This window comes from Hansschlegelia quercus (genome assembly GCF_004310425.1).
Taxonomy (GTDB): Bacteria; Pseudomonadota; Alphaproteobacteria; order Rhizobiales; family Methylopilaceae; genus Methylopila; species Methylopila quercus.
Genome location: NZ_SIUB01000011.1, coordinates 41004 through 54781, shown reverse-complemented (window position 1 = coordinate 54781; position 13778 = coordinate 41004). Strand labels below are relative to the sequence as shown.

Sequence of the window (13778 nt, the reverse complement as noted above, 5' to 3'; positions counted from 1 at the left end):
TCGCCTCGGCCCGCCGGACCCGCCATCCATGCGCCTGCGACTCGCCTGCCTTCTGCTGCTGCTCCCCACGATCGCCTGCGGCGAGTGGGCGGAGCTGCCGCAAAAGGCCTACCCGGTTGACGCGAGCGGCGCGGAGGTTCCGGCGCCATCCTCCAGCGCCTACCAGCCGCCGCTGCTGAGACCGAGCGACAAGGGCGGCGTCATTGCCGACGGGTTGCGATCCGCAGCACCCGGCGAGATCGTGACGCTCGCCGGCGCCTTCGCGCCCGGACGTACGCGCTTCGAGATCTTCGGCCAGACGCCGGAAGCCGGCGCCGTCCGGATGACCGTCGCGCCGTTGAGCCAGGACAGGAGCGCGGCGACGCTCCTGCTGCCGGCCGGGCTTCCGCCCGCCTCGGCCTATCTGATCTGGCCGAAGACCGGCGGCGCCTATGGCCGTCCCTTTGCGATCAACCGGACGGAAGTCTGGTGGATCGGCCCCAAAAAGGCCGCGCGCGGCGGCCGTTTCGCCGTTTATGGGCGGAACCTGACGATCGGCGGCGGCCAAACGCTCGCTTACCTCGTCGCGCCCGACGGCAGCGGCGAATGGCTTCGCCCCTCGGACGCCAATCCGTACAGGCTTGCCTTCGAGGCCCCTGAACGGCGGCCGGGCGTCTACGCGCTCTGGCTCCATAACGGCGCCGGCGGCAGGCTCGGATGGAGCGGGCCCCTCGCCATGACGCTCGGCGTCGAGGAACCCGCATTCTCCGCCGCGACCTTCGATGTCAGACGCTACGGCGCTGTCGGCGACGGAGTCCACGATGACGGGCAGGCGATTGAGGATGCGCTCGCCGCCGCAGGCCAACGACCGCCGGCGACGGTCTACTTTCCGCCCGGGACATACGCCTCGCGTCGCGCTTTCGCGGCGCCCTCGGGCGTGCGATGGCTCGGCGCCGGGCAAGACCGCAGCCTCCTCAGACTGACGGCGCCGCTCGACGCCCCGGCCTTCATCTACGCGCAAGGAGACCTTACCGACGTCTCGATCGAACGCATCGCGGTCGAAGCCGACGGCATGATCCCCAAGCAGGATCGCGCGCTCGTCGCCCTAACCGGAAAGCGCGTCCGCGTAATAGAGGCCAGGCTGTCCTCCTGGGGCGCGCTGACGATGTGGCTGACGATCGACGGCCTTGCGGTCGCAGGCTCGGAGATCATCGGCTCGGGTAGCTTCCTGCCCTCCAGCAGCCAGGTTTCGATCACCGACAATTTGTTCCGGATGACGAATGACGGCGAAGCCGCAATCGCCAGCTGGGGCGGCCAGGATATCGCCATGATCGGTAATCGTCTGCTGAATGCAGACGAAAGCCGGCCCGACGGCAACGGCATCGGTCGGCTGTTCGTCGCGCAGCCGCATCGCGGCAGCGTCCGCAACCTCTACTTCAGCGGAAACGAGACGGTGAATGGAGCGCCGCGGGACTGCGCCGTGGTCGACTGCAACAAGGGCGAGCAGATTCTGTTCGAGTTCGGCAGCGTGGCGCTCGAAGGCCACGCAACCGCGGTCGACGCCAACGGCGTCACCTTCCCGCGCGCCATTGCGGCGGAAGGACTGGACGTGGTGGTCGCCGGAGGCCGTGGGGTCGGCCAGCGGCGCCGGGTCGTATCGGCAGTTGACGGGGCGCTGACCCTCGACCGCCCCTGGGATGTGCGGCCGAATCTCGCCACCAGCCTGTTCTACGTCACGGCAGTCGCCGAGCGCGCTGTGGTCTACCGAAACCGCTTCCAGGGCCGCGCAAGCCATTCCGAGCACGATTCCAACTCCACCGCGGTCCTCGTCTGGGGGCTCTGCTACGACATGGTCGTCGCCGACAACGACATAGCCCGCATGCGCCACGGGATCATGGTGGCGGCGACCTCGGGCACGCCTCAGGACAGCGTCTCCGCGCCGTACTTCGCGCTCGTCGAGGACAACCGGATCAGCGACGGCAATAACGGGCTCTATACGGGGCTCACCTTCGGCTACCCGACCGATCCCGCGATCGTCGGAGGGATCGGCAACGTCTTCCGCCGAAACGACATCAGCGCGATGAGCCATATCGGCGTCGCCTTCGACACCTGGGACACAGCGGGCGGCGGTTTCCGCGCCACCGTGTTCGAACGAAACCGCCTGACGGGCGTGCGCAACGGGATCGTCTCGGGGCTCAAGCTGATCTGGTCGAAAGACGCAATCCAGCCGACGCCGCCGGACGGCACGCGGCTGACGCAGACGATCCTGCACGACAACAGCATCGACCATCGGCCGCCTTTAAGCGGTCCGGGCGTCGCGTTTCGCACCGACGACTTCCAGGACTGGATCGAGATCGGCGGCGAATGGACAGGCTTCGACGCCGCCACGCTCCCCTCTTCCGGCCGTCGAGGCGCGGGGATATCGGAAGTCGTAGCGCCTCGACGATTGCGACGGGCCCGTCCTACCCCTTAAGCGGTCGGGCGTTCGCCTCATCATCCTCAAGCGGCCCTTGAAGATCCGCCCTCGCGCTGGCGCCATCTCGCAGCCAGTCCGGGGGGAGCGCGAGCCGCATGAAGGTGATCATCGTCAACCGCTTCTTCGCGCCCGACCAGTCCGCGACGAGCCGGATGGCGACGAGCCTCGCGACCGGACTTGCCGCGGACGGCTTCGAGGTCGAGGCGATCGCAAGCGCCGCCATGCACGACGACGCGACCCGGCAGGCGGCGCGATCGGAGATGGTCGACGGCGTGCGGGTGACGCGGATCGGCACGACCCGGTTCGGCCGCGGAACGCTGCTCGGCCGGGCGCTGGACTACGCCTCTTTCCATCTCGGCGCCGCGTGGCGGCTGCTGCGTTCGAGCTCCGCGGGCGACGTGTGTGTCGTCTGTACCGACCCTCCGTTGATGTCGATCTCGGCGATGCTGCCGCTCGCGCTGAAGCGCGCCAAGCTGGTCAACTGGCTGAACGACCTGTTTCCCGAAGCGGCCTTCCAGGCGGGCGTGATGAAGCCCCGCGGGCTAGCCGGGCATCTTTCGCTCGCCTTGCGCGACGCCTCGGTCCGCGCCGCCGCGGCGAACGTGACGCCGATGGATGCGATGGCTCAGGCGTTGCGCCTGCGCGGAGCGCCGGCCGACCGGATCGCCGTCGTCCACCACTGGTCGGAAGGCGACGCTCTCACGCCGATGCCGAGCCGAGAGAGCGGCCTGCGGCGTGAGTGGGGGCTCGAGGGCAAGTTCGTCATCGGCTATTGCGGCAATCTCGGCCGTGCGCACGATTTCGGAGCGCTGCTCGACGCCGCGGCGATGCTGAAATCGCGCGCTGACATCGCATTCCTGATCGTCGGGGGCGGCTACCGCCTTCAGTCGGTCAAGCAGGAAGCCTCGCGTCTCGGGCTCAGCAACATGATGTTCGAGCCGCTCCAGCCGGAGAGCCTGTTGCGCGAATGTCTGGCTGCGCCCGACGTTCATTTCGTCTCGCTGCTGCCGGCCTTCGAAACCTCGGTGGTGCCGAGCAAGTTCTACGGCGTCGCCGCAGCGGGCCGGCCGACCTTGTTCGTCGGCGCGCCGGACGGCGAGATCGCACGGCTGATCCGCGACAACGACTGCGGAAAGGCGTTCGGGATCGCTGGCGGCCTCCCGCTGGCGGCTGAGATCGAGCTCCTTGCAGCGTCCCCCGATGTCGTGGCGCGCTGGGGCGCGAACGCACGCGCGCTGTTCGACGCCAGGTTCTCCCGCGGCCGGGGCCTCGCGGCTTGGGGCGACATCGTGACAGCCTGCGCTCTGGCCCCGCGGAGCGTCGACCGCCCCGTGATCGCCGCCTCGCCCTCGCCGAGGACGCCATGAGCGGGTCATTCGTCGTCTCGCAGCTCGGCGCCCGGATGCATTACGGCGTACCGCGCATCCTTCACGCCGAAGGCCGGCTCGAGCATCTCTACACCGACATCTGCGCCGCTCACGGATGGCCGCGCGCGCTGCAAAGCCTGCCCCAAGGCCTGCTGCCACGGTCGATCCGACGACTGACGGGCCGTGTGCCGGTCGGCGTGCCGGAGAACCGCATCACGGGCCTCGCCGCCCTTGGACTCGGCTTCGCCCTGCGCCGCGCCCGCACGAACGATCCGACAAAGCTGACCGAAGCCCATATCTGGGCCGGCCAAAGCCTCTCGCGGCGCGTGCTGAGGAGCCTGATGCGCGACAAAAGCTCGAAAGCGACGGCGGTCTACGGCTTCAGCGGCGAATGCCTGGAGCTGGTGTCCGGCGCCAAGGCGCTCGGGATGAAGACGGTGGTCGAGCAGATCGTGGCCCCGAAGCCGATCCTCGACCGCCTCGTACTGGAGGAGGAGGAGCGCTTCCCCGGCTGGAGCCCGATCAGCGCCCGAGACGGACTGTCCGCGGACTACGCTGCGCGGGAGCGGGGCGAATGGGACGCGGCCAACCTCATTTTGTGCGGATCCGATTTCGTGCGCGCCGGTGTGATCGCCTGCGGCGGCTCCCCCGATCGCTGCGTCGTCGTCCCCTATGGCGTGCAGGAGACGACGCCTAAGCCGCCGAGGCGGGGCGCCCGGCCGCTCAGGGTTCTGACGATCGGCGGCGTGGGCTTGAGAAAAGGCAGCCCCTATGTGCTCGAAGCCGCCCGCCGGATGAAGGGCATGGCCGAGTTCCGTATGGCCGGCGCGCTCGACGTGTCGGACGCGGCCCGCAACCGGCTTTCCGAGGCCGTCACGCTGCTCGGCGCGGTGCCGCGCTCGGAGATCGCCGCGCACTACGCCTGGGCCGACGTGTTCCTCCTGCCGTCCGTCTGCGAAGGGTCGGCGACGGTCATCTACGAGGCGCTGATGGCGGGCCTGCCCGTCGTCACCACGCCGAACGCGGGCAGCGTCGTGCGCCAAGGGGTCGACGGCTACGTCACGCCGATCCGCGACATCGACGCGATCGAGGCGGCCTTGCTGGCGCTCGCCCACGACCGCGACCTGTTCTTCCACATGGCGCGGAACGCGCGTCGTCGCGGCCGCGAGCACAGCCTTGAGCAATATGCCCGGCGGCTGATGCAGGCGCTCGACGGGCCTGCGCGCGGTCTCGTCGACCTGCGGCCTGTCGCAGCCTTCGCCTGAGAGGTCATGGATGATGAGCGAGCCCGCTTCCATCATTTGCGCCCCTCGCCCGCTTCGAGTGGGGATGCTCGTCGGCTCGGTCGGCGAACAGGGCGGCGGCGTTCCCGCGAGCGTCCGCGACTTGGCCCTCGCAGTGCGACGCCTGCCGGACGTCGAGGTCACGATCTTCGCGTCACAGGGGCCTGGGGGCGAGAGCGTGCGGGAGAGCTGGGCTCCCGTCCCGCTTCACTCGTTCCCTGTGCTTGGACCCTCCACCTTCGGCTTCGCCCGCGGCCTCGACCGCGCGCTGCAGGCGGCCGGCATGGACCTGCTCCACGTCCACGGCTTGTGGATGTACATCTCGATCGCCGCAAGCCGGTGGTCGGCGCGGACCGGCCGGCCCTACGTCGTCAGCCCGCACGGCATGCTCGACGCTTGGGCGGTAGCGAACAGCCGCTGGAAGAAGACGGTCGCGCTGCACGCCTATGAGCATCGCCATCTCCAAGGCGCCGCCTGCATTCACGCTTTGTGCGAGCCGGAGCGGCAGGCGATCCGCTCCTTCGGTCTCGGAAACCCGGTCTGCGTCATCCCGAACGGCGTCGCGGCTGGCGAGGTCCCGCGTGTCCTCACGCGCCCGCTTTTGCCGTCTCGGCGGACGCTGCTGTTCCTCGGACGCCTGACGCCGAAGAAGGGGCTGACCGCCCTGATCGAAGCCTGGGCGCTTACGAGCCGGCGAACGCAGTCTGGCGGCTGGGATCTCGCGATCGCGGGGTCCGGCTCCGATGTCTACGTCGACGAACTCGAAGCGCTCGTCCGGCGGCTCGACGTCGCGAGTTCGGTGAGGTTTCTCGGCCACGTCGCGGGGGAGACGAAAGCCGCGACCTTCGCGACCGCCGACGCCTTTATCCTTCCCTCGATCAGCGAAGGCCAGCCTTTGGCCGTGCTGGAAGCGTGGAGCCATGGCCTCCCCGCGCTGATCACCCCGCAATGCAACCTTCACGAAGGCTACCTCGCGCGCGCGGCGACGCCGATCGGCTGTACGGTTGCGGAGATCGAGAAGGGCTTGGCCGAACTCTTCGCCCAGCCGGCCGACGAGTTGCGCGAGATGGGCCGGCAGGGCCGCCGTTTGGTCGAAGAGCGATTCTCCTGGGCACAATCCGCCCAGCAATGGGGCGAGGTCTATCGCTGGACCTTCGGAGCGCAATCGAGACCACGATCTGTATCCGCCGGCGGCTGAATTCGGTTCCAAGCCGGCAGCCGCCGATGCCGGGCCGCAAGAGGAGATCTTCGAGATGATGCTGCCAGAGGTCCGTTCGACCAACCGGGTCGACTTCATCGAACGCTATGCGCGCGGCAAGCGCGTCCTGCATATCGGCTGCGCCGACGTGCCGTTCACGCAGGATCGCTTGACGCGCGGCGAACTGCTTCACCAGAGGCTGCACGCCTGCGCGGGGCAGCTCGACGGCGTCGACCTCTCGGAAGAGGGCATCGGCATCATGCGCGCGGCGGGATTCAAGAACCTCTATGTCGCGGACTGCGAGAAGCCGCTGTCGGCCTCCACTCCCGGAAATTATGACGTCGTGATCGCCGGCGAGACGCTCGAGCACGTCATGAACGCGGGCGACTTCCTCGCCTCGCTCAAGAGCGTGTGCCGCCGCGACGGCCGCATCATCATCACCACGCCGAATAACGCCTCGATCAAGTTGAACCTGCGCCTGTTCAAGAGGATCGAAAATGTTCATCCGGAGCATGTGGCATATTACTCGTATTCGACCCTGAGCCGCCTGTTCTCGATGGCCGGCCTCGAGCCGACGGATTGGGGCGTTTATTGGGCGGAGAAATCGGCGCAGTCGCGCGTCGCGAATTCAGTTCTCCGGAGCATGTCGCGATTGCGCTACTTCGCGGACGGCTTCTGCGTAGCGTGCCGACCGCTCGCCTGAGGCTCTCTTCATCCAGAGGACGAGTCCTCAACGCTTCCGCGGTAGTCCATCGGCCTGCCACAACACGTCGGCGACTATGGAGCGCTACCAAGGATGGCGTACGCGACTCACCCATGGCCATCCTTTTGCGTCAAATTTTCGAACGATATTCGCTAATCCAGATTATCTAATAACCGATCCGGCTGGATATTGTACTGGCTCGCTGCAGTGCGGCAAGTCCGGTGACATATCAATATAAACCGTTTGAAAAGAATGGTTTTTCTGTCTTCTGGATAATCGATCAACAGAAATATGCGTCAGTCACATACGCATTACTACTAACTCAATCTTGTATACCGTCGGTTCAAGCAGGTGGCGACATGAGCAGCCCGACCCTACATACGACCCTTGGCGCCCACGTCTATCATGAAGACGTCTCGCATAACGGGACGATCCTCATCATCGACGAGCGCAATCTGGTCTCTGAATGTATTGCGCACTGTGTGCGAACACAGAGGCCGCACAATCAGATCATCAATTACACGAGCATTCTCGACTGCGTCGCATCGGCAAGCGGCGAGAACGACGAAGCCTTGATCTTGTTCAGCATCGGCTCAGGCGCGGTTTGCAGTGAGACGTTTCTAACTGCGCTGGACAATCTCTCGGAAGCGTTTCCCGGGGCCCCGATTATCATTATCGCGGATTCCGAAGACGCCACTCAGATCCTGAAATCTCTCGACTGCGGCGTTCGAGGTTACATCCCGACCAGCGCAAGCCTCAACGTGGCGTTGGAGGCGATTAATCTTGTCGAGGTCGGCGGAACGTTCATCCCGGCAAGCAGCCTGACGTCGTCGCGCAAATCGATCCTCGGCAGATCCGACAGGCGCATCTTCGATATCGAGCAGACCTTCACTGCCCGTCAGGCAGCCGTAGTCGAAGCGCTGCGTCAGGGCAAGGCGAACAAGATCATCGCCTATGAACTGAACATGCGCGAAAGCACCGTCAAGGTTCATGTCCGCAACATTATGAAGAAGCTGCGCGCAAAGAACCGCACCGAAGTCGCATACATCACGAACTCCTATGTGAACTCAATGATCTAGCGATCGAGGATTGGCGCAATGATCGTGTCACGGTTTGGGAACGACGACGCCGCGCCTGTTGATCCCGTCGCTGCCATAAAGGCGCATTGGCGGGTCCTCGCAGCGACGATCGCGCTCGGCGCAGCGACCGGCGCGATCGTCTTCGCCGCTACGCCGAACCGATACGTCGCTGAGGCGGTCGTCGCTCTCGACGCACGCAAGGTGCAGGTCATCACGCTCGACTCCGTTGTCTCGCGCCTGCCCCAGGACAGCCCGGTGCTGCGCACCGAACTCGATCTCATCGCCTCCCGCTCGATGGCGGAAAAGGTGGTCGACCGTCTTGGCCTCGCTGATGCGGCGCCGGCCGACAAAAGCGAAACGAGCTGGGCGTCATGGTGGGACTCGCCTCCGCCCTCAGGCGGCGAAGCGCGGTCGTTTCGCGCGAAGGCCGTCGACGGCCTGGTGTCGCGGCTGCGCGTCAACAATGACGGCCGCTCCTACACGATCTTCATCTATTTCGACGCCGCCGATCCAGCCTTTGCGGCGAAGGCGGTCAACGCCTACGCCGCGGTCTATCTTGAGCATCAGATCGCCGTTCAGACCCAGGCGACGCAAAGCGCGAGCGACTGGTTGGGCGTGAAGGTGGCCGAACTCGGCACGAAGCTGGAGGCCTCGGAAGGAGCGGTCGAGGACTTTCGCCGTCAGGCGAACCTCATGGAAGCGAACGGCGTGACGTCCGAGGGCCAGCGGCTCGCCGGCATCAATGTCGAGCTCGCCGCGGCCCGCTCACAGCGCGCCGGGGCCGAGGCGCGGCTGTCGGCGGCGCGCGACCTCGGGCCCGAAGGTCTGCAGAACGCGTCGTTCACCGAGGCGCTCGGATCGCCTTCGATCCAGGCCCTGCGTTCGCGCGCGGCGGAGATCGGGCGGGACATCGGCGAGATCGAAGCCGCCGGCGCCAGCATGAGCGCCGATCTCCCTGCGCAGCGCATTCAGCTCGCGGCCGTGCGCACGCAGATCGACGGCGAGATCGCTCTGGTGCTCGCGAGCCTCGCCAATGAGGTCGAGGTCGCCAGGCGCAAGGAGAAGGCGCTCGAGACGGAGACCGCCAAGATCGAAGCTGCGGTGGCGCGTGAGAGCGCCGGCCGCGTGCAGCTCAACAAGCTGCAGCGTGAGGCGGTGGCGAACCGCACGATCTACGAGAGCTTCCTGAATCGCTACAAGCAGACGATCGAGCAGCAGGGCCTCGCGAGCCCGGACGCAACGTTGCTGTCGAGCGCCGAAGTTCCGACCCGACCGGCAAGCCCGCGTCTGCTGCCTCTGCTCGCGCTTGGCATGGCTGTCGGGGCGCTCGTCGGCGCCGGACTGGCCAAGCTCCGCGGAGGTCCTCGCCCCGAGCCATCGGACTGGTCGACCCCGCAAGACAATCTCGAAGCTTACCCGCCCTGGGGCGCCGAGCCGCTCAAGCAGAGGCTGGCCTGATGACGACGTTCTCGACGACCAGCGGCTTCCGCCTCCTCACGGCGAGCCTGATCGCAGCGCTTGCTCTACCGGCAGGACTCCGCGCCGACGAGCAGCCGCAACCTTACCGGCTCGGCCCGGGTGACGTTCTGCAGATCACGGTGGTGGGCAAGCCGGAGCTCTCGGGCAAGTTCCGCGTCGGTCCGGAGGGGGCGCTGAGCTTCCCACTGGTCGGTGCGATCAAGATCGTGAATCTTACAACGGACGAGGTGGTCTCAAGCCTCGCCGAACGGCTGTCGCGGCGCATTCCGATCCGAAGCGCTCCCGCCGTCGAAATCGCGGAGTTCGCCGGCGTGTTCGTCGCCGGCGAGGTCGAGAAGCCCGGCCAATACGCTTTCCGCCCCGGCATGGTCGCGATCGAGCTGATCTCGCTGGCCGGCGGTCTGCGGCGACCGCAGGGACCGGCGGAGACGCGCGCGCTCCAGATGATCACGATCGAGCAGGAGGTCGCGGACCGCCGGCTGACCCTGTTCGCCGACCAAGCGCAGAAGGACCGGCTGAACGCCGAGATCGCCGACGCCGATTACGCGCCCTCCGAGGATGGTCCGCGCGATGGCTCGATCGACCGGGCCGACGCGCGGAACATGATCCGCAACGAGAAAGCGCTCTACGACGTCAGGAAGAAGGTCCTGAGCGATCAGCAGGCCGCGTTCCGCGACCAGCGCGCGAGCATCGGCCAGGAGATCGAGACGCTGCGCGAGAGCACGAGGCTGCACAATGAGGAGATCGCCCTGCTCGAGCAGGAGGTCGCTAACTCGCAGAAGATGGTCGACAAGGGCTTGGGCCTGCTTCCGGCGCTGCTCGCGCTGAAACGGCAGCTCTCCGCCACCCGCCGCGACGCGCTCGACATCGGCTCCTATCTCGCCCGCGCGCAGCAGCGCCAGCTCGAAGTCGACCAGCGGGCGCAGGACCTCGTCGACCAGCGGACCAAGGAGAACGCGATCGCGCTGCGCGAGCTAGACCTGACGATGGCGCAGACCCAGCGGAAGCTCCAGAGCTCCATCGCGGCGCTCGGCGAAACGCGCGCGCAGATCGGCCGCGACTCGGTCAAGCCGGCGCAGCCGATCTACAGGGTCGCCCGGCTGGTGAACGGCGCTTATGAAGACATGGCGATCGACGATTATGCGCGACTTCAGCCGCGCGACATCCTCCGCATCGAGCGCCGCCCCGACGAGGCGGCGATGGTCAGGCAGACCTTGCTCGAAGAGCCTGCTCAGGCTGCGGCAGCGGCTCAGTCTCTCGCCACCACCGGAAGGTAGAGCGCAGGCCCGCGCTCAACGTGATCGTCGGGCGCCAGCCGAGCGCAAGAATGCGCTCGGAGTTCAGCCGCTTGCGGGGCGCGCCATCGGGCTTGGTGGCGTCGAACGCGAAGCCGCCCGCATAGCCGACGGCCTCGGCGATCCTGGTTGCAAGGTCGCGGATGGTGACCTCCTCGCCCGAGCCGACATTGATCTGCCGGGGATCGGCGTAGCGGCGCATCAGGAAAACGCAGGCGTCGGCGAGGTCGTCGACATGCAGGAACTCGCGCAGCGGCGCGCCGCTGCCCCAGATCGATACGGTGTCGCGCCCCTCCGCCTGCGCCTCGAACACCTTGCGCATCAGCGCGGGCAGCACGTGCGAGGTCTCCAGGTCGAAATTGTCGTTCGGCCCGTAGAGGTTCGTCGGCATCGCGGTGACGTAAGGCAGGCCGTGCTGAACGTTCAGGCTGCGCGCGAGCGTGAGGCCGGCGATCTTGGCGATTGCATAGGCCTCGTTGGTCGGCTCCAGCGCCCCCTGCAGCAGTTGGTCCTCGTCGATCGGCTGCGCCGCAAGCCGCGGATAGATGCAGCTCGACCCCAGGAACAGCAGCTTGGCGACCCCCGTCTCGGCCGCCGACGCGATCAGGTTCGTCGCGATCATCAGGTTCTCGTAGAGAAATTCGGTCGGCTGCGCGGCGTTGGCCTGGATGCCGCCGACACGCGCCGCGGCGATGATGACGCCGTCGGGCCGGTTTCTGCCCATCCACGCCTCGACTTCGGCCTGGCGGGTGAGGTCAAGCTTCGCCCGTTCGACGGTGAGGATCTCGCACTCCTCAAGAGCGAGCCGGCGGACGAGCGCCGAGCCCACCATTCCTCTGTGCCCTGCGACGAAGATCCGTTTGCCGGCGAGATCGAAGTCGGGCGCAGGTTCAGTCGTCGCGATCATTGCGGCCCGCCTCCTTGAGCACCGTCTCGAGATCCGACGTCACCATTTCCGACACGAGTTCCCGGAACTTGGTCCGCGGCTTCCAGCCGAGCTGAAGGCGCGCCTTCGTCGCGTCGCCCAGCAGGATGTCGACCTCCGTCGGGCGGAAATAGCGGGGGTCGATCTCGATCAGGGTCGCGCCGTTCTCGGCGTCGTAGCCCTTCTCGTCCGCGCCTGCGCCCTGCCATTCGATCCGGCGCCCGACGCAGTCGAAGGCCGCCTCGACGAATTCCCGAACAGTATGGGTCTCGCCTGTCGCGAGCACGTAGTCGTCGGCTATCGGCTGCTGCAGGATCCGCCACATACCCTCGACGTAGTCGCGCGCATGCCCCCAGTCCCGCTTGGCGTCGATATTGCCGAGATACAGCCGGCTCTGCAGCCCCTGCTGGATAGCCGCCACCGCGCGCGACACCTTGCGGGTGACGAAGGTCTCGCCGCGGATCGGGCTCTCATGGTTGAACAGGATGCCGTTCGACGCGTGGACGCCATAGGCCTCGCGGTAGTTCACCGTGATCCAGTAGGCGTAGAGCTTGGAGGCGGCGTAAGGGCTGCGCGGCTGGAACACCGTCCGCTCGTCCTGCGGCACGGTGGCCGCGCGGCCGAACAGCTCCGACGTCGAGGCCTGATAGAAGCGGCAGCTCTCCGTCATCTTCAGGATGCGCAGCGCCTCGAGCACGCGCAGCGTGCCGAGACCGTCGGTGTTGGCGGTGTATTCCGGCGTCTCGAAGCTGACCTGCACATGGCTCTGGGCCGCGAGATTGTAGATCTCGTCAGGCTGCGTCTCCTGGATGATCCGGATGAGGCTGGTCGCATCCGTCATGTCGCCGTGGTGCAGGAAGAACCGAACGTCCCTCTCGTGGCGATCATGATAGAGGTGGTCGATGCGGCCGGTGTTGAATGACGACGAGCGCCGTTTCAGCCCGTGGACGAGGTAGCCCTTGTCGAGCAGGAGCTCCGCCAGATAGGCCCCGTCCTGCCCCGTGGCTCCTAGGATGAGAGCTGTCTTCGCCGCCATATGGGTCCCCCTCCGCGCTTCGCGGCCAGATGCCTGCGTCCTGCGGAAGGAGCAGGCGCCCGCAGCCGGGCCGATCTTCGAAGGGCGACGGGAGACGCGAAACGCCGTAATCGGTGGAGGACGCCAGCCGGGACTACGCCGAACGGGCGGCCTGCGGACCTTTAGGCGGGGGCTGGAACGACTGAAGAGGCGCGGCGTGCCCCCCGGCAGGCCTAAGGCCAGCCGACGCGCTTTGGCGGCGACAGGTAATCGCCGTCGAACACCGCAAGATCCTTCAGACCCTCATAGTCGTGGATCGAGACGTGACCCGCCCGCAGCGTGACAAGATGCGCCTCGCGAAGCTCGCGAAGAACGCGGTTCAGGTGGATCGCGGTCAGGCCGAGAGCGTCCGCCATCCAGTACTGGTTCACCGGGCAAGCGAACTCGCCGGCGCGTTCAGCGCCGATCAGACGAAGCCGATGCGCGAGTTCGAGGATGAAATGCGCGGTCCGCATCAGCGCGCTGCGCCGCCCCACATTGACGAGGTGCTCGACCAATATCGCGCTGTCGCGGGCGACGGACCAGCGCACCGCGCGTGCGACATTGGATGACGCCATCGCGCCATTGAGCAGCGTAGCGGTCGAGATCGGCGAGAGCTCGACTGGGGTGAGGCTTTCAAAGCTGAATTGGGCGCCGTCCAGGAACAGGCCGGAGATTCCGACGATGTCTCCCGGAAGTGGGAAAGAGATCACCTGACGGCCCCCGTCGGGGAGCAGCTTGTAGACGCAGGTCCAGCCGCTTTGGACGAGATAGGCCTCGTCCGACGCGTCACGCTCGTGAAAGATCGCCTGGTGCGCGCCCAGCCTTCTTCTTCTTGAGCCGAAGGAGCCCAGCGCCAAAAGTTCGGAATCCGTCCACGGACCCAGAGCCTGGAATTTTCGCACCAGCGGACTGTGGCACCCGACGTCGTTCATGTCGG

Annotated in this window: 11 protein-coding genes; 8 read left to right on the top strand and 3 right to left on the bottom strand. The window is 66.7% G+C overall.

The window, feature by feature from the left end; genetic code table 11:
- Window positions 1–28: 28 nt before the first annotated feature.
- The 8 genes from EYR15_RS17090 to EYR15_RS16340 all read left to right on the top strand — a co-directional run bounded on the left by EYR15_RS17090 (window position 29) and on the right by EYR15_RS16340 (window position 10841).
- Window positions 29–2452 carry a glycosyl hydrolase family 28-related protein gene (locus EYR15_RS17090; RefSeq protein ID WP_280987356.1) on the top strand — a complete coding sequence of 808 codons (2424 nt, stop codon included), beginning with the start codon at window positions 29–31 and terminating at the stop codon, window positions 2450–2452.
- 98 nt (window positions 2453–2550) lie between these two features.
- Window positions 2551–3822 (top strand): glycosyltransferase family 4 protein, encoded by a 1272-nt coding sequence (locus tag EYR15_RS16370; protein ID WP_131004653.1) that lies wholly within the window; start codon window positions 2551–2553, stop codon window positions 3820–3822.
- Window positions 3819–5087: a glycosyltransferase family 4 protein gene (locus EYR15_RS16365; RefSeq protein ID WP_131004652.1), complete on the top strand. Its 1269-nt coding sequence runs from the start codon at window positions 3819–3821 to the stop codon at window positions 5085–5087. The genes EYR15_RS16370 and EYR15_RS16365 overlap by 4 nt, the downstream gene beginning before the upstream one ends.
- Before the next feature lie 64 nt (window positions 5088–5151).
- The gene (locus tag EYR15_RS16360) at window positions 5152–6303 is read left to right on the top strand and encodes a glycosyltransferase (RefSeq protein WP_165455533.1); all 1152 of its coding nucleotides are present in this window, start codon (window positions 5152–5154) and stop codon (window positions 6301–6303) included.
- A gap of 55 nt (window positions 6304–6358) precedes the next feature.
- Entirely contained in the window at window positions 6359–7006 is a 648-nt protein-coding gene (locus EYR15_RS16355; protein WP_131004650.1) for a class I SAM-dependent methyltransferase, read from the top strand.
- A gap of 359 nt (window positions 7007–7365) precedes the next feature.
- Window positions 7366–8085 carry a LuxR C-terminal-related transcriptional regulator gene (locus EYR15_RS16350; protein WP_131004649.1) on the top strand — a complete coding sequence of 240 codons (720 nt, stop codon included), beginning with the start codon at window positions 7366–7368 and terminating at the stop codon, window positions 8083–8085.
- An 18-nt stretch (window positions 8086–8103) separates the two neighbouring features.
- A complete protein-coding gene (locus EYR15_RS16345) occupies window positions 8104–9543 on the top strand; it encodes a GumC family protein (protein WP_131004648.1) in 1440 nt (479 codons plus the stop codon).
- Complete coding sequence (locus EYR15_RS16340; RefSeq protein ID WP_131004647.1) at window positions 9543–10841, top strand: polysaccharide biosynthesis/export family protein; 1299 nt, start codon at window positions 9543–9545, stop codon at window positions 10839–10841. The genes EYR15_RS16345 and EYR15_RS16340 overlap by 1 nt, the downstream gene beginning before the upstream one ends.
- Here the strand turns inward: EYR15_RS16340 and EYR15_RS16335 are convergent.
- The 3 genes from EYR15_RS16335 to EYR15_RS16325 all read right to left on the bottom strand — a co-directional run bounded on the left by EYR15_RS16335 (window position 10768) and on the right by EYR15_RS16325 (window position 13773).
- Window positions 10768–11766, bottom strand: coding sequence for a GDP-L-fucose synthase family protein (locus EYR15_RS16335; RefSeq protein WP_131004646.1), 999 nt, complete (start codon window positions 11764–11766; stop codon window positions 10768–10770). The two genes, EYR15_RS16340 and EYR15_RS16335, sit on opposite strands and share 74 nt — an antisense overlap.
- Window positions 11750–12820: a GDP-mannose 4,6-dehydratase gene (gene gmd, locus EYR15_RS16330; protein ID WP_131004645.1), complete on the bottom strand. Its 1071-nt coding sequence runs from the start codon at window positions 12818–12820 to the stop codon at window positions 11750–11752. The genes EYR15_RS16335 and gmd overlap by 17 nt, the downstream gene beginning before the upstream one ends.
- A gap of 212 nt (window positions 12821–13032) precedes the next feature.
- Entirely contained in the window at window positions 13033–13773 is a 741-nt protein-coding gene (locus tag EYR15_RS16325; RefSeq protein WP_131004644.1) for a Crp/Fnr family transcriptional regulator, read from the bottom strand.
- Between the last annotated feature and the right edge of the window lie 5 nt (window positions 13774–13778).

Coding starts and splice junctions, on each gene's coding strand:
- EYR15_RS17090 (WP_280987356.1), top strand. CDS start 29: ATGCGCCTGCGACTCGCCTGCCTTCTGCTGCTGCTCCCCACGATCGCC.
- EYR15_RS16350 (WP_131004649.1), top strand. CDS start 7,366: ATGAGCAGCCCGACCCTACATACGACCCTTGGCGCCCACGTCTATCAT.
- gmd (WP_131004645.1), bottom strand. CDS start 12,820: ATGGCGGCGAAGACAGCTCTCATCCTAGGAGCCACGGGGCAGGACGGG.
- EYR15_RS16360 (WP_165455533.1), top strand. CDS start 5,152: ATGCTCGTCGGCTCGGTCGGCGAACAGGGCGGCGGCGTTCCCGCGAGC.
- EYR15_RS16370 (WP_131004653.1), top strand. CDS start 2,551: ATGAAGGTGATCATCGTCAACCGCTTCTTCGCGCCCGACCAGTCCGCG.
- EYR15_RS16325 (WP_131004644.1), bottom strand. CDS start 13,773: ATGAACGACGTCGGGTGCCACAGTCCGCTGGTGCGAAAATTCCAGGCT.
- EYR15_RS16355 (WP_131004650.1), top strand. CDS start 6,359: ATGATGCTGCCAGAGGTCCGTTCGACCAACCGGGTCGACTTCATCGAA.
- EYR15_RS16335 (WP_131004646.1), bottom strand. CDS start 11,766: ATGATCGCGACGACTGAACCTGCGCCCGACTTCGATCTCGCCGGCAAA.
- EYR15_RS16340 (WP_131004647.1), top strand. CDS start 9,543: ATGACGACGTTCTCGACGACCAGCGGCTTCCGCCTCCTCACGGCGAGC.
- EYR15_RS16365 (WP_131004652.1), top strand. CDS start 3,819: ATGAGCGGGTCATTCGTCGTCTCGCAGCTCGGCGCCCGGATGCATTAC.
- EYR15_RS16345 (WP_131004648.1), top strand. CDS start 8,104: ATGATCGTGTCACGGTTTGGGAACGACGACGCCGCGCCTGTTGATCCC.